The organism is Caulobacter sp. GW821-FHT09B11 (assembly GCF_059418205.1).
In genome coordinates, this window is the sequence record NZ_JBWKPK010000002.1 from 202,760 (window position 1) to 229,200 (window position 26,441).

Here is a 26,441-nt window from a genome sequence, read left to right on the forward strand (position 1 = left end):
GACGAAAACATCGGCAATGGATTAACCGGCTCCAATTCAGACAATCAAAACACGGCGGCCGATGAAATTTTCAGCCGCCGGGTCTTAGAACTGCAGGGCGACCGAGGCCGCCAGCTTGTTGTCGGTGAAGCTCTTGGACTTGTCGACGCCGTCAGACTTGGTCTTGGCGTAGGTGTAGGTCAGGAAGACGCCGACGCGGCGGTTCATCAGATAGGCCGCCGAAAGCTTGCCGCCCGTGCGCTTGTCCGCCCGGTCGATGCCGTCGTAGTCGTCCTTGCCGTAGTTGGCCTGGCCCGACAGCAGCACGTTGCGCAGCAGTTCGTGGTCGACGGCGACCGAGCTGTTGGTCGACACGTAGCCCTGCGAGGCCAACACCACGGCTTCCTCGATGTTGCGCGAGGCGTTGAAGGTGACCGTCGTCAGTTCGGTGGGGAACCACTCGACCTTGGTCTTGGTGCTGAAGCCGCTGACGTCACGGCTGCCGCCGGCGAAGTTGTCGTAGGTCTGCTTCATGTAACCGGCGTCGACCTGGCCGCGGACGGCCTGGGCCAGTTCGAAGTCCACGCCGGCGGCCAGGTTGTAGCCGTCGGAGTCGCGGGTCTTGGTGATGTCGTAGCGGCGCGAGTCGCCGGTCAGCGAGACGTAGAAGGCGGTGTCCGGGCTGACCGCGTAGTCGGCCTTGACGCCGTAACGGATCTGGTCGCGGTCGCGGAAGTCCTGGTCCAGGGCGGTCGTGCCGCCGCCGGTCACCGCCAGGCGGCCGTCGTCATAGTCGAACGAGCGGCTGTTGAGGTCGCCGGTGATGCGCAGGCGGTTGAATTCCTTGACGCCCTTCAGGGTGGCCGTGACCAGCGAATACTCGATCGGGGCCAGCGAGGCGGTCGGCGATTCCGGCGCCGAGCGCGGCTCGATCAGCTTCTGGTACTGCAGCGAACCGGAGATGTTCGAGCCGCGCACCACGTCGAGACGACCGTTGACGCCGAGGGTGTATTCCTCGTTGTTCTCGGTGTCGTTCTTCGAATAGCGGTTCACCGAGGTCGAGGCGAAGGCGCCCAGCGAGTGGCGCGACCAGTCCGAGCGCAGCGCCAGTTCGGGCTTCACGCGCCAGATGGTGTCGCTCGTCTCGCCGGTGGCGACCGCATAGATGTTGTCGTCGCGCTCGGCCTCGATCGTCAGTCGCGGATAGGCCATGAACGCGCCGAGGCGAACGCCGGCGGCCTCATAGTCCGGGCGCGGACGCTGGCGCACGCTGACGTGCTTGTCACGCTTGAAGCTGGTGGCCGCGTCCTGCGCAGCCGCCACCTGCGGCGCGGCCGCGACAAGCACGGCCGCGACCGCGGCTGAAGCCAGAATTTTCATTATCCATCCCCACTTCGACGGCCATCAGCCGTCTTTTCGGAAACCCGACACAAACAAAAAGGGTTCGCCGATCAAACCCGAGGGCGCCGAGGCGCCGAAGTCTTGCCGGCGATCAGGTGCCGCAATAGTCCGCGATGACGCCCGCGCAGGCGTCGTACTGCGCCGCCGGGGCGTCGCCGCCGCCGGCCGCGCCGCCGTCCAGGCTGGACAGCACGGTCACGGAGTCGCCGCCGTCGGTGGCCGCCGTGGTGAGGCTGCCGGTCGCGCCGGTGGCCGCGGCCACCTGGGCGCCCAGTTCGGGCGAGACGAGCGTAGCGATGTCGACGGCCATCGTGCCGGTGATCAGGCCGCTGGCGGCGGCCTTGGTCAGGGCCGCGACGATCACCGCCGGCGTGGCGCCGGACTTGGCGAGGGCGGCGGCGACGGCGGCGGCGACGGCGTTCTGCTTGCCCGCGGCGTCGAGCGCGGCGTAGCCGGCGTCGGCGGCCGCGGCGGTCGCCGCGTCGGTGATCACCTGCTGCAGGTCGTCAGCGGTGGGCGGCGCCGGTGCGGCGGCCGTGGCGGGAGCCTGCAGGGAGGCCGCGATCGACGCCAGCGGCGCGACGGCGATGACCAGACCCAGCGCGGCGGCTCGAGCGAAACGCGATGTCATGGTTTACCCCCATTAGTAATGCGCGTTTTCCTATAGGCCTCAACCCGCGGCTATTCCAAGCCCTAATTCTCGGACTTAAGTTAATTTGCCGGGCGTAGAGGCGTCGTTTGCACAGAAGCGAAACAATCCCTGCTCGACCTGCTTGTAGCCGGATCAATTCTTAGGACATGCCTGTGACGTGGGCATGAAGGCCTCGCTCAACCACCGTTACATCCTGGCAGGCGAATATTTCTCGCGGGGCGCTCGTCGACTCTTCCAGAGTCCATCAAGCTTGGCCTTAGAGTCATGGATGTAAGTAAAGGAAGGTCAAGATTATTGACCGCGCGATATCGACCGACGATGCGGGCGATAGACTAGCGCCGGCGGCGCGCCATGCGGCGCAGGCCCCGCAGCAGCGGTCGCTCGACACTGGGCCAGATCAGCAGCCCGACCAGGAAAAGGATGACGGCGACGGCGACGATCACGATACAACCCCAGGGCGTTTGAACCCTTATAGTCCTAACGTGACCGTTTGTCCGGCCCCTTTACGCGAGGGCGCCTAGCCGCCCTCGCCGCCGGCGATCAACACCGCGCGCATGGCCTGCGCCTGCTCGGGCGAGACGCCCATGGCCGCGAGGATCGGCGAGGGGGTGCGCACGTCCCAGCTGCTGCGCGGGCCGATGGTGATCCCGCCGTCGACCACCAGGTGCGTGCCGGTGACGAAGGCGCTGTCGTCGCTGGCCAGATAGAGGGCGGCGCGGGCGATGTCGTCGGGCAGGCCGGCCTTGGCGATCGGCTGGATCTTCGGGCCGATCTCGGCGACGCGGGCGGCCATCTGGTCGGCGACGTCGCGCGGCAGGCCGATCGAGGCGCCGAAGATCGAGGTGGCGATCAGCCCCGGACAGAGGGCGTTGACCCGGATGCCCAGCGGCGACAGCTCGGCCGCCGCGCAACGGCTCATGTGGATCACCGCCGCCTTGGCCGCCGAATAGGCCAGCGGCCCGAAGCCCGCCTGCAGGCCGGCGATCGAGGCGGTGTTGATGATCGAGCCGCCGCCCCGCGCCAGCATGGCCGGCACGGCGTGCTTCATGCCCAGCACCGGCCCGCGCACCAGCACGGCGAAGGTGGCGTCCCAGGCCTCGCCGGTGATCTCGGCCGCGCCGTGCGGCGCGCCGCCGTGGCCGGCGTTGTTGAACAGGATGTCGAGCCCGCCGAAGGCCTGCGTCGCCAGATCGATCGCCGCGGCGATGTCGGCCTCGACCGTGACGTCGCAGCGGGCGAAGCGCACGGCGTCTGGAAAGCGCTTTTCGAGGATCTCGCCCTTCTCGACCTGCAGGTCGGCGGCGACCACGCGGGCGCCCTGCGCGACGAACAGTTCCACGGCTCCCAGGCCGATGCCCGAGCAGGCCCCGGTGACGACGGCGACCTTGCCGTGCAGACGTCCGCCCATGCGGCTTCCTCCCTTGGCTCGCGGCCTCTGGAGGCGGGCCGCTCAGCGCGGGCGGATCATGGAATGGAGTAACGGGAAGGACCAGCCTTCCCCTTGGGTCAAGCTGGCGGGGGTCAGGCGCGGGAGATCAACCGGCGGAGGGCCGGCCGGCGGCCGAGCCGAACACGCGGGCGATCATCGGACGGCCGGCGGCCGGGCGACGGGTCACCAGGCTGAAGACCAGCCACAGGGCGCACGGCACCAGCATCACGGCCCAGGCCAGCACGAGGCCGGCCAGGCCGAAGGCGGCGCAGACGCGCTGCCAGACATTGGCCTGTTCGGTCGCGCGGCGGCGCGGCTTTTCGATCTTCAAACCCATAGGTCCCCCACGGACTTCAGATTCAAGGCTTGAGCGCCGGCGCCCGTCGATACGCCTCGGGCGACACTTCGTTTTTCTTCTTGCCCGGCTTGAGCTGCCGCGCAAGGGCGTTCTTGGCGTCGACCATCGCCGGACCGAACAGGTGCCAGGGCTCGACGCAGTAACGGGTGAACAGGCGCTGCGGATCGGCCATCAGCCGGAACAGCCACTCCATGCCCACCTGGCCCATCCAGCGCGGCGCGGCCAGCTGCACGCCGGCCTCATAGTCGAAGGCGCCGCCGACCGTGAAGCCGACGCAGGGGTCGAGCTTCTTGTGGTTCTCCAGCAGCCACTTCTCCTGGCGCGGCATGCCCATGCCGACCAGCAGGACGTCGGGCTTGTAGGCCCGGATCTTCTCGACCACCGCCTCGTTCTCGGCGCTGCCGTCAGTGACGTCGAAATAGCCCTGGTGGCTCTCGACCTGGGCCGTCGGCCAGTCGCGGCGGATGTTGTCCAGCGCCGCCTCGGCCACGCCCGGGGCGCCGCCGACGAAGAACACCTTCCAGTTTTCCTTGGTGGCCCGCGCCCAGAAGTCGTTGCGCCAGTCGAGATAGGTGCAGCGATGGAAGCGGCGGCTGGCCCGGCCCACGATGCGGGCCCAGAAGATCAGCGGCACGGAGTCGACCTCGATCAGGTCGGCCGACTTGAAGAAGTCGACGATCTGCTGGTCCTTCTGGATCAGGTAGAGGCTGTGCAGGTTGTGGTTGGCGACGACCGCGCCCTTGCCGGCCGAGATCCGGCCCGCCACGAAGTGGAAGACCTCCTCGGGGCGCACGAGATCCATCTCGCCCCCGAGCACCTTCACGCGCTCTTCGGGACGCCGGTTCATGCGGAACGGGCGGCGCGTCTCCAGCGGATACGCGTCGCGAGCGGGAAGGAACATCTGAACGCCGCCTCCGACTATTCGAAGAGCAGCAATAGCTCAGGTGACCTAACCGCTTCGCTAAAGGACGTCCTTAGCGAGATTTAACCGTATGATTTTACTGCTGTTTCATTGTGGGACGGCAGCCCCTCTCCTCCCGTCATTCCCGCCCTTGTGGCGGGAACCTCTGGGTCCGCTCGTACGTGAGGCGCAAGCGGCGTGCGCGGCACGCCGCCTCATCCGCCCTTGCGGCTGATAGAGGGGTTCCCGCCACAAGGGCGGGAATGACGGGCGTTCAGAGTGCTCAGTCCACCGTCACCACGACCTTGCCCATGGCCTTGCGGCTGGCCAGGTGGGCGATGGCGTCGCCGGCTTTTTCCAGGGGGAAGCGCTCGGAGACGTATGGCTTGATCTTGCCGGCGGCGTAGAGGGCCATCAGCTCGCGGACATTGGCCGCGTGGCCGGCCGGATCGCGGGCCACGGCCGCGCCCCAGAACACGCCGACGATGTCGCAGGACTTCAGCAGGGTCAGGTTCAGCGGGATCTTCGGAATGCCCGACGGGAAGCCGATCACCAGCATGCGGCCGCCCCAGCCGGCGGCGCGGATGGTGGCCTCGGAATAGTCGCCGCCGACCGCGTCATAGGCCACGTCCCAGCCGTTGGGGCCGCAGGCGGCCTTCAGCTGGTCGGCCAGGGCCTTCTGGCCGTCCTTGTCGAAGGGGCCGCGGGCATAGACAACGCCGGCGTCGGCGCCGCGCGAGATGGCCAGGTCCACCTTCTCCTGGCTGGAGGCGGCGGCGATGACCCGCGCGCCCATGGCCTTGCCCAGCTCCACGGCCGCAAGGCCCACGCCGCCCGCCGCGCCGAGCACCAGCAGGGTCTGGCCGGGCTTGAGGAAGCCGCGGTCCTTCAGCGCGTAATAGGAGGTGCCGTAGGTCAGGATGAAGGCCGAGGCCTCGTCGAAGGGCATGGCGTCGGGGATCGGCGTGCAGCGGGCGGCCTCGACCGCTAGCTTGTCGGCCATGCCGCCCCAGCCGGTGGAGGCCAGCACCCGCTGGCCGACCTCGAGCGTCGTGACGCCCTCGCCGAGCGCGGCGACCACGCCCGAGACCTCGCCGCCCGGCGCGAAGGGGCGGGTCGGCTTGAACTGGTACATGTCCTGGATGATCAGCAGGTCGGGATAGTTGACCCCGCAGGCCTTGACGTCGATCAGCACCTGGCCGGGCGCGGGGACGGGATCGGGCAGCTCCTCCAGCACCAGGGCCTCGGGTCCGCCGACCGCCTTGCTGAGCACCGCCTTCATCTCGCTTCTCCCGTATTCTTTCTTTAGAACGCCGACGCTAACGCAGGCCGCGCGGCCAAGGAAGCAGAATGTCAAACAAGCGTTTTACTCTCGCCCTGCACGGCGGCGCCGGCGCCAAGCGCGGCCATGACTATTCGGTGGAGATCGCCCACATGCGCGGCCTGATCGAGGCCGGGCGCGAGCGGCTGGCGGCCGGCGCCTCGGCGCTGGACGTGGTGGTCGAGACGGTTGCGGCGCTGGAGGCCTCGGGTCTCTACATCGCCGGCAAGGGCGCCTCGCCCAACGCCGCGGGCGAATACGAGCTGGACGCCAGCCTGATGGACGGGGCCACGACCCGCGCCGGCTCGGTGGCCGCGCTGCAGGGCTTCGCAAGCCCGATCCTGGCCGCCCGGGCGGTGATGGAGAAGACCCCGCACGTGATGCTGGCCGGCGAAGGCGCCATGAGCTTCGCCCGCGCCCAGGGCCTGGAGACGGTCGAGGACCCGGAGGCCTACTACACCCGCGCCGGCGCCTTCGAGGACAACGCCGCGCCTGACATCCTGCCGACCGGCACGGTCGGCTGCGTGGCGCTGGACCAGGAGGGGCGCCTGGCCGCCGCCACCTCGACGGCGGGCGTGTTCGGCAAGCTGCCGGGCCGGGTGGGCGACAGCCCCGTCATCGGCGCGGGCGCCTGGGCCGACGGCTGGGCCGCGGTCTCGTGCACCGGCCAGGGCGAATACTTCATCCGCACCGCCGTCGCCGCCCAGATCGCCCACCGCATCCGCTTCGGCGGCCAGAGCCTGGAAGAGGCCGCCAAGGGCGCCATCGAAGGCGTCGCCGAACTGGGCGGCCACGGCGGTCTGGTGTCGGTCGATCGCGAGGGCAATGTCGCCATGCCGTTCGCCTCCAGCGGCCTCAAGCGCGCGGCCCTGCTGCCCGACGGGACCATCGTCGCCGAGGCGTTCTGATTTAGCTCGAAACCAGGTGCCAACCGGGAGGCGAGCGGGTTAGCTTCGCCTCATGTCGCGTCGCGTCGCCGTCCTTCCCATTCTGCTGTGCCTGGCGGCCTTCGCCCAAGCGCTTCCGGCGCGCGCCGACGTCGCGCTGGACGCCGGCTGGATCCGCCGGGTCGAGACGGGCGAGGTGGCGCTGGACGTCCGCGCCGATCCCCGCACGCACGGCGGCGAGGTGCGGGCGGCCATCGACATCGCCGCCCCGCCGCAGGTGGTCTGGCGGACGATCCTGGACTGCGACCGCGCCGCCCGCATGACGCCGGGCGTGCGCCGTTGCACGGTGCTGTCGCGCTCGGCCGACGGCCGGGCCGAGACCCGCGAGCACCGGGTGAAGTGGAGCCTGCTGCTGCCGCCGCTGCGGTCGGTGTCGGAACTGGCCCTGGCGCCCTATCGCAGCATCGCCTTCCGCTGCATCGACGGCGACATCCGCGACTGCCAGGGCCGCTGGCTGCTGACGCCCCTGGCCGGCGGGGCTGGCACCCGGGTGATCTACGAGAACCGCGCCAGCGCCCCGTTCGGCCTGCCCTCGGGCGTCGTGGCCTCGGCCATGCGCCGCGACGTGCCCGCCGCCCTGCTGGCCCTGAGGCGCGAATGCCTGGAGACCCGCCCGTGACGCTTGTCCCGCCGCCCGAACCCCTCTGGCTGTTCGACGGGGTGTGCAATTTCTGCTCGGGTTCGGTGCGGACGGTGCTGGCCATCGATCGCAAGGGGATCGTGCGCTTCACGCCGATCCAGTCGGACTACGGCCGGCAATTGGCCCTGGCGCACGGGATCGATCCGGACGATCCGGCCAGCTTCCTGCTGCTCGACGGCGGCCGCGCGCTGGAGAAGAGCGCCGCGGTGCTGGCCCTGCTGAGGCGACTGGGCGCGCCGTGGTCGTGGCTGGCGGTCATCGGCGTAATTCCCGAGCGCTGGCGCGACGCGGCCTATGACTGGCTGGCGGCCAATCGCTACCGGCTGATGGGCAAGAAAAGCAGCTGCATGATCCCGACGCCGCAGCAGAGAGCCCGCTTCGTGCTGGAGCCGCCGACCGCATGACCCCGCCCCGCAAACGCGTCGTCCTGGTCGGGGCCACCGGCGTCTTCGGCTCGCGCCTGGCGCGGATGCTGGCCCGCCGGCCCGACGTCGAGCTGGTGCTGGCCGCCCGGCGGCTGGGACCGCTGGAGGCGTTCCAGGCCGAACTGACGCGGGATCACCCCAGGGCCCGCATCGAGGTCGCGGTCGTCGATCGCGAACGGCCCGCGACTCTGGCCGCCCTGAAGCCGTTCGTCGTGGTCGACGCGGCCGGACCGTTCCAGGGCCAGGATGCGGCCTTTCCCGCCGCCGTGCTGGCGGCCGGCGCGCACTATGTCGACCTGGCTGACGCACGCGACTTCGTCGCCGCCTTTCCCGAGCGCCTGGCGGTTCCGGTCAAGGCGGCGCAGCGCTGGGCGATCACCGGGGCCAGCTCGACCCCCGCCCTGACCTGCGCGGCGGTCGATCGCCTGACCGAGGGCTGGACGCGGATCGACCGCATCGAAGCGGCGATCTCGCCCGGGGCGCGAGCGCCGCGCGGCCTGTCGGTGGTGCGGGCCATCCTGCGCTGGGCCGGCGCGCCGGTGGCGGTGTTCACCGACGGCCGCGAGACCATGCGGCCCGGCTGGAGCGCGCCCCGGCGCCTGGTGTTTCCGGGGCTTGGCCGGCGCTGGGTGAGTCTCGCCGAGACGCCCGACCTCGACCAGCTGAAGAGCCGCTACGCCCCGACTCGCGACGCCCTGTTCGGGGCCGGGCTGGAACTGGCGCCGCTGCACCTGGGCCTGTGGGGCCTGAGCCTGCTGCGCCGCTGGAAGCTGCTGCCGGCGCTGGAGCCGCTGGCCGTGCTGCTGAACGCCGGCGCGGGCCTCTTGGCGCCGTTCGGCTCGGACCGGGGCGGCATGACCGTGCGGGCCGAGGGCCTGGACGCGACGGGCGCGCCGGCGCTGGCCCGCTGGAGCCTGTGGGCCGAGGAGGGCGCGGGACCCAACGTGCCGGCCGCCCCGGCGGCGGCCATGGTCGCGACGCTGCTGGACGAGCGCCTGGGTGCGCCCCGGGCCGCGCCTTGCGTCGGCCTGGCTCCCCTCGAAGACCTGCTGGCGCCGCTGGCCGGCCTGCCGATCCAGACGCGGATCGACCGCGCCGCCCCGGCCGCGCCCGGCCTCTTCCCCCGCGTGCTGGGACCCGCCTTCGACGCCCTGCCGCCGGTGGTGCGGGCCGCGCACGACGGCGCGGCGGCGGTGACGATGGAGGGCCGCGCCCGCGCTAGAGGCGGTCGGGGCCTGGCGACCCTGGCCCGGCGACTGCAGGGTCTGCCCGCGCCGGGCGCCCACGCCCTGGCGGTGAGCATCACGCCAGAAGCGGGCGGCGAGACCTGGGCCAGGCGGTTCGGCGCCCGGACCTTCCGCTCGAGGATCTCGGCCGCGGCCGACGATCCGTTCGCCTTCGAGGAGGCCGTCGGTCCGCTGACCTTCCGCTTCCACGCGGCGGCGCGGGGCCAGGACTTTTCGTGGATCTTCGAGGGCTGGCGGCTGGGCCCCCTGCCCCTGCCGGCCGCCTGGGGTCCGCGCGTGCGCGCCTACACCTTCGCCTGCGACGGGAGCTATCGGTTCCGGGTGCTGGTGGCCCATCCGTGGCTGGGCGTGGTGTTCGGCTATGCCGGACGGCTGGGCGGCTGAAGCCGCGCCTCAGCCCTTGCGCAGGCGGGCGTTGATGGCCGGGCGGCAGATCGACAGGGCCAGGATCAGCGGGGCCAGCATCACAGCCACGATGTAGCGCTGCCAGTTGTCTGCCCGCTTGATGAAGTAGCGCGACAGGCCCACGCCCTTGTGGAACTCGACCTTGACCGGGTGCTCCAGGCTGGTGTGGCCCAGGTGGACGACCCGCGCGTCGGGATGAAACAGCACCTGGCCGCCGGCCTGGCGGGCGCGCCAGCACAGGTCGATGTCCTCGACGTGCAGGAAATAGCCCTCGTCGAAGCCGGCCAGGGCGTCGAAGTCGCGGCGGCGCAGCGAGAAGCAGGCTCCCGAGATGGTCGGCACCTGGGTGGGCTCGGCCGGCAGCGGCTCGTGCTCGCGGTGGATCTCGAAGCCGGCGAAGCGCTTCACCTTGCGGCTCAGCTGCGACAGGCTCATCAGGGTGGTGACCGGGGTCACCTCGCCGCGGCGGCCGCCGCGCTGCTCGGTGCCGTCGACGTTCATGACCCGGGCGCCCATGACGGTGGGCGTCGGCTGGTCGCGGAAGGCCGTGACCATGCCCGGCACGCAGCCCGGCTGCAGGTTGGCGTCCGGATTGAGGAAGATCAGGTATTCGCCCTGGGCGATCGAGGCGCCGAGATTGGCGCCCTTGGCGAAGCCGACATTGCCGTGCCCCTGCAGCAGCTGCACGCGCGGCTCGGTCAGGCCCAGGGCCCGCAGCATCTCGGCGTCCGACGGCGAGGAGCCGTTATCGACGACGACGAACTCGTCGACCATCGGCTCGGCCAGCACGTGGTGGATGCTGTCGACCAGCGCTTCTCCCGTCCAATACACGACCATCACCACCGAAACCAAAGGCTTGGCGGGTCGCGCCGAGGCGGCGAGGACCGTGAAGGACGGGAGAATGCTGTTCATCAGACCTGCGCAGGCTCTCGAACGCCCTGCGGCGCCTTGGCGCGCACGAGGTCGGGCGGGGTGGCTTCCTGGCCGAGCACGACGAGCGCGTCGTCGAGCGACAGGATCTGCTGACCTTCGCCGCCGAGGCGACGCAGGGCGACCTGACCCGTCTCCGCTTCCTTGCGCCCGACCACTGCGATCACCGGAACCTTGCCGAGGCTATGCTCGCGAATCTTGTAGTTGATCTTCTCGTTACGAAGATCGACTTCCGCGCGCAATCCCATCGCGGTCAACTGCTCGACCACCGTGCGCGCATAATCGTCCGCGTCCGACGTGATCGTGGCCACGACCACCTGGGTCGGCGCCAGCCATAGCGGCAGGTGGCCCGCGTAGTTTTCCAAAAGAATCCCGATGAAACGCTCGAACGACCCCAGGATCGCGCGATGCAGCATCACCGGCCGCTTCTTGGATCCGTCTTCGGCAACGTATTCGGCGTCCAAACGTTCCGGCAAAACGTAATCGAGCTGCAGCGTGCCGCAGGTCCATTCGCGGCCGATGGCGTCCTGGACGATGAAATCGAGCTTGGGGGCGTAGAAGGCGCCGTCGCCCTCGGCGATGACCGGCTCGACGCCGGCCAGGCGCGCGGCCTCGGCCAGCATGCCCTCGGCCTTGTCCCAGAACTCGTCCGAACCGGCGCGCAGCTCCGGACGCGTGGCCAGGGCGATGTACTTGGTCGTCATGCCGAGGTCAGCGTGGATCATCCGCGTCAGGCGGATGAAGCGCTCGGTCTCCTCGACGATCTGGTCCTCGCGGCAGAAGATGTGGGCGTCGTCCTGGGTGAAGGCGCGCACCCGCATCAGGCCGTGCAGGGCGCCCGACGGCTCATAGCGGTGGCAGGCGCCGAACTCGGCCATGCGCATCGGCAGTTCACGGTACGAGCGCTGGCCGACGTTCCAGATCTGGACGTGGCCGGGGCAGTTCATCGGCTTGAGGGAGAGGATTTCGCCCTCGACCGTCTCGCAGACGAACATGTTGGCGCGGTACTTGTCCCAGTGGCCCGAGTTTTCCCAGAAGGTCTTGTCCAGCACCTGGGGCGTCTTGACCTCGATATAGCCGGCGCGGTCGAGGCTGCGGCGCATGTAGGCCTCCAGCGTCTGCCAGAGCTTCCAGCCCTTCGGATGCCAGAAGACCATGCCCCGGCCTTCTTCCTGCATGTGGAAGAGGCCCAGCGCCTTGCCCAGCTTGCGGTGATCGCGCTTCTCGGCTTCCTCGATGCGCTTCAGATAGGCTTCGAGGTCGGCTTCCGAGGCCCAGCTCGTGCCGTAGATACGCTGCAGCTGGGCGTTGTTCTGGTCGCCGCGCCAGTAGGCGCCGGCCAGCTTGGTCAACTTGAAGGCCTTGCCGACGTGCTTGGTCGACGGCAGGTGCGGGCCGCGGCAGAGGTCCTTCCAGTTCCCCTGGCGATAGACCGTGATCGTGTCCGTGCCCGGCAGGTCGCGGATGATCTGGGCCTTGTACTGCTCGCCGATCTCGTCGAAGTGCTTGATGGCCTCGTCGCGGTCCCAGACCTCGCGCGTGATCTTCTCGTCGCGGTCGACGATCTCCTTCATGCGCTTTTCGATCGTCGCCAGGTCGTCGAGGCTGAACGGCTCGTCGCGGGCGAAGTCGTAATAGAAGCCGTCCTCGACGTTCGGGCCGATCGTCACCTGGGTGCCGGGGAACAGCTCCTGCACGGCCTCGGCCAGCACGTGGGCGGTGTCGTGGCGGATGGTTTCGAGAGCCTCGGGGGCGTCGCGCGTCAGGATCTCGAACTTGCGCTCGCCGGTCAGCAGGTCGGGCGTCAGGGCGCGGTCGAGATCGAGCACCTGGCCGTCCAGCTTGATCAGCAGGGCCTTCTTCTCGAGCGACTTGGAGATGGCGGCGGCGACGTCGCGCCCCGTGGCGCCGTCAGGATACTGACGGGAGGAGCCATCGGGGAAAACCAGATCGATCATTCTTCACACATCCATTTACGCGGCTCGCGCGGCGGCGGCGGGTCGTATCCCCAGCCGCCGAACGGATTGCATCGGCAGATCCGTCGCAGCGCCAGCCAGGACCCCTTGGCGGGTCCGTGATCCTTGAGCGCCTGGGCCGCATACTCCGAGCAGGTCGGCATAAAGCGGCACTGGCGCCCGATGAGAGGCGAGAGCGTCAACTTGTAGGCGCGCAGGCCCAGGTCGACAGTGCGGTCATAAAGGCTCATGCCGGCGCTTTCGCGAACGGAGTCGGGGACTTATCGCACCCGCGAAAAGCTCCGATCAAGCGGCGCCGGCGCTGCTAGTTCGCGTTTGGGCGGCAGCTGTGGCCTTCCGGACAGCCTCGACCGCGGCTTCGAACGCCAAAAGCGTCGAGGCGTGACGGGCGGGATAGTCCTTGACCGGCTCCAGCACGGCGAGCTCCGCAAAGCGGCCAGCGGGAGGCGGACCGTTCGACTTCAGCATAGCGGCCAGGGCGTCGCGGGCCAACTCAAGTTCGGCAAGATCCGCGCCGATCACGTTCGCGCCCAGCACCGCGGCGCTGGCCTGGCCCAGGGCGCAGGCCGAAACCTCCTGCGCGAAGTCGGCGACCGCGCCGGCCTCGACCACGACGTCGACGAGGATGCGGCTGCCGCACAGCTTGGCCGTCTTCTCGGCGCTGGCGTCGGGCGCGGCCAGCCGCCCGGCCCGCGGCATGTTGGCCACGAGCGTCAGGATGCGGGCGCTGTAGAGATCGTCGATCATCCGACTTCAGATGGGACCGCGCCGCGCTCGCGCCAGAGGGCCTCGGCCCGGTCGCGCACGGCCTCGCCCATGGCGGTGAAGGCCGCCTTCAGCGCCTTGCGCTCGTCCTTGCCGATCCACTTGACCAGCAGGCCCATGAACAGCTCGCCGTTCGAGAAGGTGGCGTTGTTGGGCCCCATGTTCTCGACCTCGATGTAGCGGATCGCCGTGACGAAGCCGCCCAGGCGCTGCGAACGCCAGTGCAGCTGCTCGTAGGGCACCCAGTCCTGGACGATCGGCTGGATCACCTTGACCGGGCGATCGCCGATCGCCTCCTCCAGCGTCAGGGCCGTGCCGATCTTCAGCTGGCCGGCGGCCTTGACGTAGAGCGGGTTCCACTGGTGCCAGCTGTCGAAGTCGGACACGACTTCCCAGACGATCTCGGCGGGGGCCTGGACCCCGATGCGGTGCTCGACGGCGCGTTTCATGGTGGCGATCTAGCACATCCAGGGGGTGGAGCTACAGACGTGAACTGGTGGCGGAGGCTGTCGGCGCTTACGCGCCTTCCTTTCCGCCCGTCATTCCCGCCCCTGTGGCGGGAACCCCTGGTTCCGCTCGCACGGGAAGTGCAAGCGACGTGCCCGGCACGTCGCCCCATCCGCCCTTGCGGCGGACAGAGGGTTTCCCGCCACAAGGGCGGGAATGACGGGAGTATGGGGAGCGAAACGCTAGACCCCCGCCTCGCGCTGAAACACCGGCAGGTCCAGCGACGGCGGGGCGAGCCCGGCCTGGCTGAGCAGGTCGTGGGCCTGGCCGCGATGGTGGGTCTGGTGGTTGAAGAGGTGGGCCAGGGTCTTCCACAGCGGGCCGACCACCTCGACGCCGTCGGCCTTGCGCACCCAGCGGAACTGCGCCGCGCAGACCTCGTCGGTGAGGCCGGCGACATAGGCGACGAGATTTTCGTCCTCGGCCGCGCGGGCGGCGCGCAAGGACGCGAGGTCGTCGAACAGCAGGGTGTCGAGGCCGTAGGACGGCAGCGGCGTGCCGGCGAGGCGCGCGGTCCAGATGCGGTCGGTGACCAGCAGGTGGTTCAGGGTCCCGGCGATCGAGCCGAAGAAGCCGCCGCGCGGGGCGGTGAACCCGCCGGGCGGCAGGCCTTCGCAGGCGGCGTGCAGGCGGGCGTTGGCCCAGGCGTTGTAGCCGGCCATCAGGATGAAGTAGTCGCGCATGGGGTCGGCTCCGAACGCGGGCGGGTCGCGGGCCGCCCGGTGCGGAGATGGCGCAGCTTGGCGGGCGGTGCAAGGTTCGGACTGGCCGGGGGCCCTACCCTATCCGCCCGTCATTCCCGCCCTTGTGGCGGGAAACCCTGGTTCCGCCCGCACGTGAAGCGCAAGCGGACCGCTTGCGGTCCGCCCCACTCGCCCTTGCGCTGACAGAGGGGTTCCCGCCACAAGGGCGGGAATGACGGGAGTTTGGGGGAGCCGAGCTAGACCGCCACCTCGAACGCCGCCTCGGTCTTGGCCTTGACCTCGTCGACGCTGACGCCCGGGGCCAGTTCGATCAGCTTGACCGGGGTCTTGCCGCGGTTGATCTCGAAGACGCCCAGTTCGGTGATCAGCAGATCGACCACCCCCGCGCCGGTCAGCGGCAGGGAGCAGGCCTTGAGCAGCTTGGGGGCGCCGGACTTCTCGCAGTGGTCCATGACCACCACCACGCGCTTGACGCCGGCCACCAGGTCCATGGCGCCGCCCATGCCCTTGACCATCTTGCCGGGCACCATCCAGTTGGCGAGGTCGCCCGTCTCGGACACCTGCATGCCGCCCAGGATCGACAGGGCGATGTGGCCGCCGCGGATCATGGCGAAGCTGTCGGCCGACGAGAAATAGGAGCTGGAGTCCAGTTCGGTGATCGTCTGCTTGCCGGCGTTGATCAGGTCGGCGTCCTCTTCGCCCTCATAGGGGAAGGGACCCATGCCCAGCATGCCGTTCTCGCTTTGCAGCGTCACGTGCATGCCCTCGGGGATGTAGTTGGCCACCAGGGTCGGGATGCCGATGCCGAGGTTCACGTAGAAGCCGTCGCGCAGCTCCTTGGCGGCGCGGGCCGCCATCTCGTCGCGGGTCCAGGCCATTACGCTTGTTCCTTCTGGCGCGTGGTGACCCGTTCGATGCGCTTTTCGAACTTCGCGCCCTTGATGATGCGGTCGACGAAGATGCCGGGGGTGTGGATGTTGTCCTTGTCGAGGGCGCCGATCGCCACCAGCTCCTCGACCTCGACGACGGTGGCCTTGCCGGCCGTGGCCATCATCGGATTGAAGTTGCGGGCGGTCTTTCGGTAGACGAGGTTGCCCTCGGCGTCGGCCTTCCAGGCCTTGACGATCGACAGGTCGGCCACCAGGCCGCGCTCCATCACGTACATCTCGCCGTCGAACTCACGGGTTTCCTTGCCCTCGGCCACCAGCGTGCCGTAGCCGGTGCGCGTGAAGAAGGCGGGGATGCCCGCGCCGCCGGCGCGGATGCGTTCGGCCAGCGTACCCTGCGGGTTGAACTCCAATTGCAGTTCCCCACTCAGGTATAGCTGTTCGAACAGCTTGTTCTCGCCCACATAGGACGAGACCATCTTCTTGATCTGACGGTTCTCCAGCAGGATGCCCAGGCCGAATCCGTCGACCCCGCAGTTGTTGGAGATGACCGTGAGGTCCTTGACCCCCGTTTCGCGGATCGCCGCGATCAGGTTTTCGGGAATGCCGCAGAGACCAAAGCCCCCCGCCATGATGGTCATGCCGTCGAACAGCAGACCCGCCAACGCTTCAGCGGCGTCGGACTTCACCTTGTCGACCATGGTTCCTCCCGGAGCGACGTTCGCCGACTGCTCTGAAGCGCCGGCCGGAGAAATTCAAGCCTTGATGAATAAATTTTCCCGCCACGCGACTTCGATCGGTGGGCGCGCGTGACGGGCGAGCCTAACACCGCGCTCGTGACGCCCGCCACCGCCGGCGCCCTGCTGACCCTGGCGCACCCGGCGCTTGAGCGCTCGCGCGCCAATCGCGCCCTGGCCAAGGCGGCCAAGGCCCTTTCGGGCGTCACTTTCCACGATCTGTACGAGACCTATCCGGACTTCGCGATCGACATCGAGACCGAGCAGCAGAAGCTGCTCCAGCACGACATCATCGCCTTGCAGTTTCCGCTGTTCTGGTACTCGCCGCCGGCCCTGATGAAGGAGTGGCTGGATCTCGTCTGGCTGCACGGCTTCGCCTACGGCCTGGGCGGCGACGCCCTGGCCGGCAAGCGCCTGTTCGTGGCCTGCACCACCGGCGGGGCGGCCCAGGCCTATCACGCCAAGGGCTACAACCGCTTCACCCTGGACGAATTCCTGCGCCCGCTGGAGCAGACGGCCTATCTGTGCGGCATGGTCTGGGAGACGCCGTTCGTGGTGCACGGGGCGGCGATGAAGGACGACGAACAGCTGAAGGCCGAGGCCCTGCGCTACCAGGCGCGACTGTCGGCCCTGCTGACCGCCGACCACGCGGCCGAGGGAGCGTAAGCGATGGAACCGTTCCTCAAGCAGGCCCTCGTCTATCTGGGCGCCGCCGTCATCTCGGTGCCGATCGCCAAGCGCCTGGGCCTCGGCTCGGTGCTGGGCTACCTGATCGCCGGGGTGCTGATCGGCCCGGCCATGCTGTCGCTGGTCGGAGAGCAGGGCGACGTCATGCGCTTCGCCGAGTTCGGCGTCGTGATCCTGCTGTTTCTGATCGGGCTGGAGGTGCGCCCGTCGACCCTGTGGGAGATGCGCAAGACGATCTTCGGCCTGGGCGGCGCCCAGGTGGTGGGCACCTCACTGGCCGTGGCCGCCATCGGCTATCTGCTGGGCCTGCCCTGGCAGACCGCCCTGGCCGTGGGCCTGGTGCTGGCCATGTCGTCGACCGCCATCGTGCTGCAGACCCTCGACGAGAAGGGCCTGAGGCAAGGTCCGGTGGGCCGCGCGGCCTTCGGGGTGCTGCTGCTGCAGGACCTGGCGGTGATCCCGATGTTCGCCCTGCTGCCGCTCTTGGCCACCGTCGCGCCCGAGGCGCACGGCGCGGACGCCGGCGGCCATGGCGCCAGCCTGATCTCGCACCTGCCCGCCTGGGCCCAGGGCCTAGCCGTGCTGGGCGCGGTGGGCGCGGTCGTCGGCGGCGGACGCTACGTCGTGCGGCCGATCTTCCGCTTCATCGCCGAGGCGCGCCTGCGCGAGATCTTCACCGCCGCGGCCCTGCTGATCGTGGTCGGCGTCGCGGGCCTGATGCAGGCCGTCGGCCTGTCGCCCGCCCTCGGGGCCTTCCTGGCCGGGGTGGTTCTGGCCGAGAGCGAGTTCCGCCGCGAGCTGGAGACCGACATCGAGCCGTTCCGCGGCCTGCTGCTGGGTCTCTTCTTCATCACCGTCGGCGCCGGCATCGACCTGATGCTGATCGCCCGCCAGCCCCTGACGCTGGTCGGCCTCGTCCTGGGCCTGATGAGCCTGAAGTTCCTGGTCATGTTCGGCATCGCCCGCCTGGCCGGCGCGCCCGGACGCGGCGCTGCGGCCGTGGCCACGGCCCTGGCCCAGGGCGGCGAGTTCGCCTTCGTGCTGCTGAGCTTCACGGTCGGGGCCGGGGTCATCGGCGCGGACCTGGCGGCCCTGCTGACCGCCGCCGTCGCCGTCTCGATGGCCCTGACCCCCGTGGCCATGATCCTCTACGAACGCATCGCCGAGCTGATCAACGCCTCGATCCCCGACGTCGAGCCCGAGGCCCCCAACTTCGACGAGGGCGAGCCCGACATCATCATCGCCGGCTTCGGCCGGTTCGGTCAGATCACGGGGCGCCTGCTGCAAGCCAACGGCTTCAAGTCGACGGTTCTGGACAGCGACATCGAGCAGATCGAACTGCTGCGGCGCTTCGGCCGCCGGGTGCACTACGGCGACGCCACGCGCCTCGATCTGCTGCGCGCAGCCGGGGCCGAGCACGCCCGGATGCTGATCGTCGCCCTGGATGACCGCGAGAAGACCGCCGAACTGGTCGAGACGGCCCGCAACGCCTTCCCGCACCTGATCATCCTGGCCCGCGCCTGGGACCGCCGCCACGCCTACGACCTCCTGGCCAACGGCGCCGACGCGGTCGAGCGCGAGACCTTCGAGGCGGCTCTGGCGCTGGGTTCGACGGCCTTGCAGAAGCTGGGCTTCCGCGCCCACAAGGCGTTCCGGGCCACGTCGTTCTTCCGCCGCCACGACCGCAAGACCTTCGAGGACCTCAAGCCGATGTGGGGCCAGGAAGAGGCCTACATCCTGGCCTCGCGCGACGCGGCCCAGACCATGGACCGCCTGCTGGCCGCCGACCTGGCGCGCATGCGTCCGGGCGAGATGGGCGGAGCCTGGGACACCGCCGCCCGCGACGAGGAACTGCGCAAGCTGGCGCAGCGCCAGGGCCGGGACGGCGAGCCCGTGGAACCGGCCGACGCGGACGGCTGGACGGGAGCGCCGCCGAAGGGCTAAGGCAGGAGAAAGGTCGTCGATAACAACGGGAAAGAAGCGGCATGTATCTGGAGTGCTATCCCACCGAGAGCCGGCCGCCGGAGATCGTGCCTGGGCGTCCGCAGCGGGCCTGGATGGACCACTTCGCCGACCGCCATCCCTATCGCTGCCTGCCGCTGACCATGGCCAACACCACCGGCTGGGAGATCCTGTGCCCGGTCGGGTTCGAGGCCACCTGGAACGGCGGGATCCACCAGAACGACATCACCTTCAAGTCGGACCACCCGCACCCGGGCTTCGACGACTTCGTGAAGTCGCACTTCTCGCGCGGGACGATCACCTTCCACACCGGCTACCTGTTCCGCACGCCGCCGGACTGGCTGATCTGGACCATGGGCCCGCCCAACCACATCAAGGACGGCATCCAGCCGCTGGCCGGCCTGGTCGAGACCGACTGGCTGCCCTTCCCCTTCACGATGAACTGGATCTTCACCCGCCCCGGCACGGTGAAGTTCGCCAAGGGCGAGCCGTTCTGCTTCATCACCATGATCCAGGACAAGCCGCTGGAGAACGTGCAGCCGGTGATCCGGCACATGAACGCCAACCCCGACATCCGCAAGCAGTACGACGTCTGGGCCGAGAAGCGCGGCGAGTTCAACGCCCGCATCGCCGCCCGCGACCCGGCCGCCACCAAGGAGGCCTGGCAGCGCTTCTACTTCAAGGGCGAACTGCCCGAGGAGATCGAGGCCCCGGCGCCGAAAAGCCACGTCAACAAGCGCCGCCTGAAGGCCCCGAAGATCGGGTTCTGAGCTCCCATTTTTTCCCGTCATTCTCGCCCTTGTGGCGAGAACCCCTGGTTCCGCTCGCAGGTGAGATGCAAGCGGCGTGCTGAGCACGCCGCCCCTGCCGCCCTTGCGGCTGACAGAGGGTTTCCCGCCACAAGGGCGGGAATGACGGGCGTTGGGGGTTAGCGCGCCAGCACCCGCCCCGCCAGCCACCGCCGCACGGGCTCATCCACCAGCTTGAGGCTGGCCCAGGCGATGGCCACCGCCGCCACGAACACCCCGACCCCGACCAGCGCGCCCTGGGCGGCGGGGATTTTCCGGTCGATGACCCATCCGGTGTAGATGTAGATCAGCGGATAGTGGGTGATGTAGAGCGGGTACGACAGGTCGCCGAAGAAGCGGGCGATCCGCAATGACGGGCCGCTGGCGTCCTTCTCGCCGGCCCCGATGGCGACAATCAGCGGGAACAGCAGGATGATGCAGGCCGCCTCGTAGAGGCCGTTCAGCCACAGCCGTTCCGTCCCGCCGAAGCGCGGCAGGGAGAAGGCGGCGACCAGCAGCAGGCTGCACACCCAGAAGCCGTGGCCGACCTTGATCCGCTTGCCCAAGCGCATCAGCAGCACGCCGGCGAAGAACGGGAACATCACCCGCGTAAGCCCGATCTGGATGCCGCCCGCGTCCAGCGCCCAGCCGCCGATGACGTCGCCGCGCGGACCTCGCACCAGCAGCCCGATCAGCGCGATGGCCGACAGGGCGACCAGACCGCCCAGCCAGCGGTTCGAAAGCTTCCGCAGGCCGACGGCGTAGAGAAAGTTGGCGACGTACTCGTAGAACAGCGACCATTGCGGGCCGTTCAGCGGATAGATCTCGCCCCAGCCGCGGATCTCGGCCGACGGCCGCAGCGGGATCATCACGAAGCCCAGCAGCAGCACCCCGATCACCTGCCAGGTCGTGGCCGTCGCCAGCTTGGGAAACAGCGACCAGTGCTGGAAGGCCAGCAACGCCGCGCCGATCAGGCCGCCGATGACGATCATCGGCTGGAGACGGACGAGGCGGCGCTTCCAGAAGTCCCACTGGCTCATGCCGGCGCCCTGGCCCGCCTCTTGGCCAGCCGCCCAGCGGTCGTCATAGGCGTAGGCGATCACGAAGCCCGACAGCAGGAAGAAGAAGTCCACCGCCAGGTAGCCGTGGTTGATGATCTGCTTCTGCGGGCTGCCGCCGGAATAGGCCTCGAACAGGTGGAAGACGACCACCATCAGCGAGGCCACGCCCCGTAGGCCGTCGAGGATGACGTAGTGGCTCTTGGTCCGAACAGGGGCCGGGGCGGTCGCGGAGGATGACGTCATGAACCAAGCTTCGCTGGTGAAGAGTGCGCCAGCGTTGTTGGGTTCGCCGTGGAACCTCAACCCTTTTTAGAAAGCGCCGCCGGGCTGTCGCAGGGCGCGTCGAAGCGTCTCCCCCGACAGGGCTTGGCCGATGGGGGCTTAGCCGAAGCAGTCTGGAAACTTGCGGTCGGGCCGTCTCAGAGGTTCAGGAACAGCCGCCCCGCCAGCCAGGCCGTGGCCAGCCAGAAGGCGCTGCTGAGCACGCCGCCGAAGAACAGGGCGCGTCGGAATTCACGGCTGTGCAAAAGTCCGGGCGCGACGACGGGCCGCGTATCCTGCGTGTGGAACACCTGGAACATCCTCCCGTGGCCCGGCGCTGTGGGGGCTCGCGCCGTTAACCACGGACTCGACGATGTCACGAAACTGACGAAACACAACCTGAGCCGTCGCCTTGTGGGCGAATTTTCGCCCATTTTTCGACAACTTAGTGCGAACGCACGTGAAGCGGCCTCAGACCGCCTTCACCGCCGTGGCGATGTCGCCGACCACCTTGCGCACCAGGGCCGGGTCGTCGCCCTCGGCCATGATGCGGATCAGCGGCTCGGTGCCCGAGGCGCGCACGACGATGCGGCCGTTGCCGTTGAGGGCGGCCTCGCCGTCGGCGATGGCTTCCTTCACGGTCTTGGCCTCCAGGGGCTTGCCGCCGACGAAGCGGACGTTTTCCAGCAGCTGCGGCACCGGCTCGAACTGGCGGGCCAGGGCGCTCATCGGCTTGCCGGTCTCGATCATCACCGCCAGCACCTGCAGGGCGGCGATCAGGCCATCGCCCGTGGTCGAGAAGTCCGACAGGATCAGGTGGCCCGACTGCTCGCCGCCGACGTTGAAGCCGCCCTCGCGCATGCGGGCCATGACATAGCGGTCGCCGACGGCGGTGCGCTCCAGCGTCAGGCCCAGGTCCTTGAGCGAGCGCTCGAGGCCGAGGTTCGACATCACGGTGGCCACCACCCCGCCGGCCTTCAGCTTGCCGGCCCGGGCGAAGGCGCCGGCGATGATGGCCATGATCTGGTCGCCGTCGACGATCAGGCCCTTCTCGTCGCAGATCACCAGGCGGTCGGCGTCGCCGTCCAAGGCGATGCCGATGTCGGCGCGGTAGTCGCGGACCAGCTTGGCCATCGCGTCGGGATGGGTCGAGCCGCATTCCTCGTTGATGTTGGTGCCGTCCGGGTCGACGCCCAGGCTGATGACCTCGGCGCCCAGCTCGTAGAGGGCCGTGGGGGCGACCTTGTAGGCCGCGCCGTTGGCGCAATCGACGACGATGCGCAGGCCCGACAGGGACAGGTGACGCGGGAAGGTCGCCTTGACGATCTCGACATAGCGGGCCTGGGCGTCGTCGATGCGCTTGACGCGGCCGAGGTCGCGCGGGGCGGCCAGGCCTTCCTGCAGGCCCTCGTCCATCAGGGCCTCGATCTTCAGCTCCTGCTCGTCCGACAGCTTGTAGCCGTCGGGACCGAACAGCTTGATGCCGTTGTCGGCGAAATTGTTGTGCGAGGCCGAGATCATCACGCCGAGGTCGGCGCGCATCGAGCGGGTCATCATCGCCACGGCCGGAGTGGGCAGCGGACCGAACAGCCGCACGTCCATGCCGACGCTGGTGAAGCCGGCGACCAGGGCCGGCTCGATCATGTAGCCCGACAGGCGGGTGTCCTTGCCGATCACCACCAGGTGGCGGCGGTCGTCCTGCGAGCGGAACAGCTTGCCGGCCGCCAAACCGACGCGCAGGGCGACTTCGGCGGTCATCGGGTGCTTGTTGGCCTGGCCGCGGATGCCGTCGGTGCCGAAATAGGCGCGCTTACTCATGGGGGTCTTCATGTCGCTTAAGTGAACTTGCGCGGCCCATATAGAGCCTCGCCGGGGCGGAGTCTGGACCGCGAAACGATCCGAAATGCAGATTTACGTCGCCGGTCCCTGCGCGAGTGCTAAAGGCCGCGCTCGAAATATCCCGTACGGGTAGCAATAATCCTCCCGGCGCGTTCTACAAAGGATCATGTCCCATGTGCGGCATCATCGGCATCGTCGGTAAGGCCTCCGTCGCCGAGCGCCTGGTCGAGAGCCTCAAGCGGCTCGAATACCGGGGCTACGACTCGGCCGGCATAGCGGGCGTGGTCGGGACAGGCGTCGAGCGCCGCCGGGCCAAGGGCAAGATCAAGGCCCTGGAAGAGGTGCTGGCCGCCGAACCTCTGGTCGCCACCACCGGCATCGGCCACACCCGCTGGGCCACCCACGGCGCGCCCAACGTCCAGAACGCCCACCCGCACAGCGCCGGCCGCGTGACCCTGGTGCACAACGGCATCATCGAGAACTTCGCAGAGCTGAAGGCCGAGCTGGCCGCCGCCGGCCGGGTGTTCGAGAGCGACACCGACACCGAGGTGATCGCCCACCTGATCGACGCCGAGCTGGCCACGGGCCTGGCTCCGCTGGACGCCTTCAAGGCCACGCTGGACCGGCTGACCGGGGCCTACGCCCTGGCCGTGCTGATCGAAGGCGCCGAGAACCTGGTGCTGGGCGCCCGCCGGGGCAGCCCGCTGGTGGTCGGCGAGGGCCAGGGCGAGATGTTCCTGGGCTCGGACGCCCTGGCCGTCGGCCCGTTCACCAACCGGGTGATCTATCTGGACGAAGGCGACTACGTGGCCCTCGACCACGACAGCGCCCGTATCTTCGACGCCTCGGGCGCGGCCGTGACCCGTCCCGTGCGCGTGGTGCCGACCAGCGCCGTGATGATGGAGAAGGGCAATTATCGCCACTTCATGGAAAAGGAGATCCACGACCAGCCGGAAGGGTGCCAGCGCACCATCGCGGCCTATGTGGACGCCCTGACCAGCAGGACCGCCATCCCGGGCGACGTCGACTGGGCCAAGCTGGAGCGCATCCAGATCGTGGCCTGCGGCACCTCCTACATCGCCGGCGTCGTCGGCAAGTATCTGATCGAGCAGCTGGCCGACCTGCCGGTGGACGTCGAGATCGCCTCGGAGTTCCGCTACCGCCAGCCGGCCCTGCGGCCGGGCGCCCTGGTCGTGGCCATGTCGCAGTCGGGCGAGACCGCCGACACCCTGGCGGCCCTGCGCTACTGCAAGGCCAAGGGCATGAAGAGCGCCGTGGTGGTCAACGCCACGGAATCGACCATGGCCCGCGAGGTCGACGTGGTCTGGCCGATCCACTGCGGACCGGAGATCGGCGTGGCCTCGACCAAGGCCTTCACCGCCCAGGTCAGCGTGCTGACCGCCATCGCCGTGGCCGCCGCCAAGGCGCGCGGGACCATCGACGCGGCGGAAGAACAGCGCCTGGTGAAGGTGCTGCTGGAGGCCCCGCGCCTGATCGCCGAGGCCATCCACCTGGAAGGCGCGATCAAGGAGATCGCCGCCGACGTCGCCAAGGCCCGCGACGTGCTCTATCTCGGCCGCGGCCCGATGTCGGCCCTGGCCCTGGAAGGCGCGCTGAAGCTGAAGGAAATCAGCTACATCCACGCCGAGGGCTACGCCGCCGGCGAGCTGAAGCACGGCCCGATCGCCCTGGTCGACGACAAGACCCCGATCGTCATCCTCGCGCCCCACGACTCCTGGTTTGAAAAGTCGGCGTCGAACATGAGCGAGGTGATGGCGCGCGGCGGCCAGGTGATCTTCATCACCGACACCGAAGGCGTGAAGCACGCCCCGGCCGGCGCCAAGGTGGTGGTCACCGCCCCGGCCAGCGACCCGCTGGTCTCGACCCTGGTGATGTCGGCCCCGATCCAGCTGCTGGCCTACCACGTGGCGGTGATCAAGGGCGCGGACGTCGACCAGCCGCGCAACCTGGCCAAGTCGGTGACGGTGGAATAACCTCCTTCTCCCCTTGCGGGAGAAGGTGTCGGCGTAGCCGACGGATGAGGGGTCGCACGAACAGGAACGCCGCGACGGCCGATCGGCTGTCGCGGCGTTTTCCGTCTGAGAGACCCCTCACCCGACCTCCTTCGGAGGCCACCCTCTCCCGCAAGGGGAGAGGGATCAGCCTTTGGCCAGCCCGGCCAGGATCGACGGCTTCACCTTCAGGTCGGTCTTGCTGAACACCAGGTCCTCGCGGCCGAAATATTCCTTCTGGCGGCCGGCGCACCAGTCGGTGGTGACGATGGTCAGGTGGGTCTTGTCGGGGCGCGTGGGGCCGCTGGCGTAGGCGAAGTCGCCGGTCAGTTTCTCGAACGGGAAGCCGCGGTCCTGGTCGGTGCGCGACAGGATGTCGGCCAGGGTCGCCGCGTCGACCTGCGCCTTCATGATCGTTCCGTCGAAGCGAACGACCGAGTCGTAGGCGTAGCGGGTCAGCTCGCCGGCCGGCAGGCCCATGCCCATGGTCGTGTGGCCCATGAAGCCGAGGTCGGCGCCGGCCGCCCTGGCCATCAGGCCGGCGACCTTGCGGCCGGTGTCGCCCAGCGACAGGGCCTTGGGGATGCGGGCGACCACCGCCCGCTCCTCGGGCAGCAGGCGGGCGGCGAGCACTTCTTTCACGTGACGCTTCAGGACCGGATCGGCCGGACCGTCGGGGTCGACGACGACGCGGGAAATGCGGATCGGGTCGGCCTTGCGGGCGCGGTCGATCGAGGCGAGCGTCAGCGGCTGGCCCCAGGCGCCGGTGTGGACGTAGCGGCTGGACCCCTGCGCGTGCTCGACGGTCAGATGGTTGTGGCCGCCCAGGAACAGGGTGCGGTCGGGCAGGCCGGCCAGCAGCGGTCGGTCGGCGGGCAGGCCGGCGTGGCTCATCACCACCAAGAGGCCGTCCTGGGGCGGGGCGGACGGCAGATTGGCCTGCGCCCAGGGCGTCGGGGCCGGGATCGACAGGTCGGGCCGGATCGCCTTGGGATAGGTGTCGATCGAATTGGTGGCCCAGCCGACCAGATGCACGGGGAAGCCGAGGTCGAGCGTGGCGCGCGAGGAGGCGATCGGCCGGCCGGTGCGCTTGTCGACGATGTTGCTGACCACGGTGATGCCCAGGGCCCGGGCGCGGTCGGCGGCGGCGGCGATGTCCTCCACCAGGTCGGCGTCGTGGTTGCCGATGTTGATGACGGTGGGGGCCAGCCTGGCGACGGCCTCCAGGAAGGCCCAGTCGAGCTCCCCGTCGCTGCGCTTGGCTGCGACGTTGCCGGCCTCGAAGAGGTCGCCGTTCAGCAGGATCAGGCTGGGCGTGGCGTCACGGCGGACGATGCGGCGCATGGCCTCCAGCAGGGCCGGCATGATGCCGTAGGCCGAGTGCAGGTCCGAGAGCATCAGCACCCTGGCCTTGCCGGTGGCGGCCATGGCGGCGGGCGCCAGCATCAGGCCGGCCGTCGCGCCGCCCAGCACCGTGCGCCGATTGAAACCGTTCATGCCGAGCCTCCGCGATTGCGCGCCCTTGCTAGTGCTTGTCGGCGGCGGAGGAAACTGTCGAAGGCGAGATCAGCGCGCTTACCCCCTACTCCCGTCATTCTCGCCCTTGTGGCGAGAAACCCT

At 69.2% G+C, this 26,441-nt stretch carries 26 protein-coding genes; 8 read left to right on the top strand and 18 right to left on the bottom strand.

The window, feature by feature from the left end; translation table 11 throughout:
* Positions 1-84: 84 nt before the first annotated feature.
* The 6 genes from AC07N1_RS01960 to AC07N1_RS01985 all read right to left on the bottom strand — a co-directional run bounded on the left by AC07N1_RS01960 (position 85) and on the right by AC07N1_RS01985 (position 6,002).
* A complete protein-coding gene (locus AC07N1_RS01960; protein ID WP_494670238.1) occupies positions 85-1,359 on the bottom strand; it encodes an outer membrane beta-barrel protein in 1,275 nt (424 codons plus the stop codon).
* Between the two features lie 112 nt (positions 1,360-1,471).
* A complete protein-coding gene (locus tag AC07N1_RS01965) occupies positions 1,472-2,011 on the bottom strand; it encodes a hypothetical protein (RefSeq protein WP_494670239.1) in 540 nt (179 codons plus the stop codon).
* A gap of 538 nt (positions 2,012-2,549) precedes the next feature.
* Positions 2,550-3,440, bottom strand: a complete 891-nt coding sequence (locus AC07N1_RS01970) for an SDR family NAD(P)-dependent oxidoreductase (RefSeq protein WP_494670240.1) — start codon at positions 3,438-3,440, stop codon at positions 2,550-2,552.
* 127 nt (positions 3,441-3,567) lie between these two features.
* A complete protein-coding gene (locus tag AC07N1_RS01975) occupies positions 3,568-3,798 on the bottom strand; it encodes a hypothetical protein (RefSeq protein ID WP_494670241.1) in 231 nt (76 codons plus the stop codon).
* A 22-nt stretch (positions 3,799-3,820) separates the two neighbouring features.
* The gene (locus AC07N1_RS01980) at positions 3,821-4,720 is read right to left on the bottom strand and encodes a WecB/TagA/CpsF family glycosyltransferase (RefSeq protein ID WP_494670242.1); all 900 of its coding nucleotides are present in this window, start codon (positions 4,718-4,720) and stop codon (positions 3,821-3,823) included.
* Positions 4,721-5,003: 283 nt separating this feature from the next.
* Positions 5,004-6,002, bottom strand: a complete 999-nt coding sequence (locus tag AC07N1_RS01985) for an NADPH:quinone oxidoreductase family protein (protein ID WP_494670243.1) — start codon at positions 6,000-6,002, stop codon at positions 5,004-5,006.
* Between the two features lie 68 nt (positions 6,003-6,070).
* Here AC07N1_RS01985 and AC07N1_RS01990 point away from each other — a divergent pair, with 68 nt between their 5' ends.
* From AC07N1_RS01990 to AC07N1_RS02005, 4 genes are read left to right on the top strand one after another with little or no spacing between them, the layout of a single operon-like run.
* Positions 6,071-6,949, top strand: a complete 879-nt coding sequence (locus AC07N1_RS01990; protein WP_494670244.1) for an isoaspartyl peptidase/L-asparaginase family protein — start codon at positions 6,071-6,073, stop codon at positions 6,947-6,949.
* Positions 6,950-7,001: 52 nt separating this feature from the next.
* Positions 7,002-7,607: an SRPBCC family protein gene (locus AC07N1_RS01995; RefSeq protein ID WP_494670245.1), complete on the top strand. Its 606-nt coding sequence runs from the start codon at positions 7,002-7,004 to the stop codon at positions 7,605-7,607.
* Positions 7,604-8,032: a thiol-disulfide oxidoreductase DCC family protein gene (locus AC07N1_RS02000; RefSeq protein WP_494670246.1), complete on the top strand. Its 429-nt coding sequence runs from the start codon at positions 7,604-7,606 to the stop codon at positions 8,030-8,032. Before AC07N1_RS01995 ends, AC07N1_RS02000 begins: the two co-directional genes overlap by 4 nt.
* Positions 8,029-9,684, top strand: a complete 1,656-nt coding sequence (locus AC07N1_RS02005) for a DUF4166 domain-containing protein (RefSeq protein WP_494670247.1) — start codon at positions 8,029-8,031, stop codon at positions 9,682-9,684. Before AC07N1_RS02000 ends, AC07N1_RS02005 begins: the two co-directional genes overlap by 4 nt.
* Before the next feature lie 9 nt (positions 9,685-9,693).
* On the opposite strand, the gene AC07N1_RS02010 is transcribed toward AC07N1_RS02005, so the two are convergent.
* The 8 genes from AC07N1_RS02010 to AC07N1_RS02045 all read right to left on the bottom strand — a co-directional run bounded on the left by AC07N1_RS02010 (position 9,694) and on the right by AC07N1_RS02045 (position 16,175).
* Positions 9,694-10,617: a glycosyltransferase family 2 protein gene (locus tag AC07N1_RS02010; RefSeq protein ID WP_494670248.1), complete on the bottom strand. Its 924-nt coding sequence runs from the start codon at positions 10,615-10,617 to the stop codon at positions 9,694-9,696.
* Positions 10,617-12,593 carry a threonine--tRNA ligase gene (gene thrS / locus AC07N1_RS02015; protein WP_494670249.1) on the bottom strand — a complete coding sequence of 659 codons (1,977 nt, stop codon included), beginning with the start codon at positions 12,591-12,593 and terminating at the stop codon, positions 10,617-10,619. Before thrS ends, AC07N1_RS02010 begins: the two co-directional genes overlap by 1 nt.
* On the bottom strand, positions 12,590-12,841 hold the full coding sequence (yidD, locus tag AC07N1_RS02020; protein WP_487290145.1) for a membrane protein insertion efficiency factor YidD: 252 nt from the start codon (positions 12,839-12,841) through the stop codon (positions 12,590-12,592). Before yidD ends, thrS begins: the two co-directional genes overlap by 4 nt.
* 55 nt (positions 12,842-12,896) lie before the next feature.
* On the bottom strand, positions 12,897-13,358 hold the full coding sequence (locus tag AC07N1_RS02025; protein WP_494670250.1) for an iron-sulfur cluster assembly scaffold protein: 462 nt from the start codon (positions 13,356-13,358) through the stop codon (positions 12,897-12,899).
* The gene (locus tag AC07N1_RS02030; protein ID WP_494670251.1) at positions 13,355-13,825 is read right to left on the bottom strand and encodes an SRPBCC family protein; all 471 of its coding nucleotides are present in this window, start codon (positions 13,823-13,825) and stop codon (positions 13,355-13,357) included. The genes AC07N1_RS02025 and AC07N1_RS02030 overlap by 4 nt, the downstream gene beginning before the upstream one ends.
* A gap of 240 nt (positions 13,826-14,065) precedes the next feature.
* The gene (locus AC07N1_RS02035) at positions 14,066-14,566 is read right to left on the bottom strand and encodes a DinB family protein (RefSeq protein WP_494670252.1); all 501 of its coding nucleotides are present in this window, start codon (positions 14,564-14,566) and stop codon (positions 14,066-14,068) included.
* Between the two features lie 257 nt (positions 14,567-14,823).
* Positions 14,824-15,465, bottom strand: coding sequence for a 3-oxoacid CoA-transferase subunit B (locus AC07N1_RS02040; RefSeq protein ID WP_494670253.1), 642 nt, complete (start codon positions 15,463-15,465; stop codon positions 14,824-14,826).
* Complete coding sequence (locus tag AC07N1_RS02045; protein ID WP_494670254.1) at positions 15,465-16,175, bottom strand: CoA transferase subunit A; 711 nt, start codon at positions 16,173-16,175, stop codon at positions 15,465-15,467. Before AC07N1_RS02045 ends, AC07N1_RS02040 begins: the two co-directional genes overlap by 1 nt.
* 108 nt (positions 16,176-16,283) lie before the next feature.
* Between AC07N1_RS02045 and kefF the strand changes: the two genes are divergently transcribed.
* The 3 genes from kefF to AC07N1_RS02060 are packed head-to-tail and all read left to right on the top strand — an operon-like array spanning position 16,284 to position 19,630.
* Positions 16,284-16,877 carry a glutathione-regulated potassium-efflux system oxidoreductase KefF gene (gene kefF, locus AC07N1_RS02050; RefSeq protein WP_199228449.1) on the top strand — a complete coding sequence of 198 codons (594 nt, stop codon included), beginning with the start codon at positions 16,284-16,286 and terminating at the stop codon, positions 16,875-16,877.
* Between the two features lie 3 nt (positions 16,878-16,880).
* Positions 16,881-18,842, top strand: coding sequence for a monovalent cation:proton antiporter-2 (CPA2) family protein (locus tag AC07N1_RS02055; protein ID WP_494670255.1), 1,962 nt, complete (start codon positions 16,881-16,883; stop codon positions 18,840-18,842).
* Positions 18,843-18,883: 41 nt separating this feature from the next.
* Positions 18,884-19,630 carry a DUF6065 family protein gene (locus AC07N1_RS02060; RefSeq protein ID WP_494670256.1) on the top strand — a complete coding sequence of 249 codons (747 nt, stop codon included), beginning with the start codon at positions 18,884-18,886 and terminating at the stop codon, positions 19,628-19,630.
* Positions 19,631-19,788: 158 nt separating this feature from the next.
* Here the strand turns inward: AC07N1_RS02060 and AC07N1_RS02065 are convergent, their stop codons facing one another.
* From AC07N1_RS02065 to glmM, 3 genes are all read right to left on the bottom strand, one after another.
* Positions 19,789-20,952: an acyltransferase family protein gene (locus tag AC07N1_RS02065; RefSeq protein WP_494670257.1), complete on the bottom strand. Its 1,164-nt coding sequence runs from the start codon at positions 20,950-20,952 to the stop codon at positions 19,789-19,791.
* A gap of 176 nt (positions 20,953-21,128) precedes the next feature.
* Entirely contained in the window at positions 21,129-21,281 is a 153-nt protein-coding gene (locus tag AC07N1_RS02070) for a hypothetical protein (RefSeq protein ID WP_494670258.1), read from the bottom strand.
* A 160-nt stretch (positions 21,282-21,441) separates the two neighbouring features.
* On the bottom strand, positions 21,442-22,788 hold the full coding sequence (gene glmM, locus AC07N1_RS02075; RefSeq protein ID WP_494670259.1) for a phosphoglucosamine mutase: 1,347 nt from the start codon (positions 22,786-22,788) through the stop codon (positions 21,442-21,444).
* Between the two features lie 194 nt (positions 22,789-22,982).
* On the opposite strand from glmM, the gene glmS reads away from it, so the two are divergent.
* Positions 22,983-24,803 carry a glutamine--fructose-6-phosphate transaminase (isomerizing) gene (gene glmS, locus AC07N1_RS02080; RefSeq protein ID WP_494670260.1) on the top strand — a complete coding sequence of 607 codons (1,821 nt, stop codon included), beginning with the start codon at positions 22,983-22,985 and terminating at the stop codon, positions 24,801-24,803.
* Between the two features lie 165 nt (positions 24,804-24,968).
* Here glmS and AC07N1_RS02085 read toward each other — a convergent pair whose 3' ends face one another.
* Positions 24,969-26,318, bottom strand: a complete 1,350-nt coding sequence (locus AC07N1_RS02085) for a metallophosphoesterase (RefSeq protein WP_494670261.1) — start codon at positions 26,316-26,318, stop codon at positions 24,969-24,971.
* Positions 26,319-26,441: the final 123 nt, after the last annotated feature.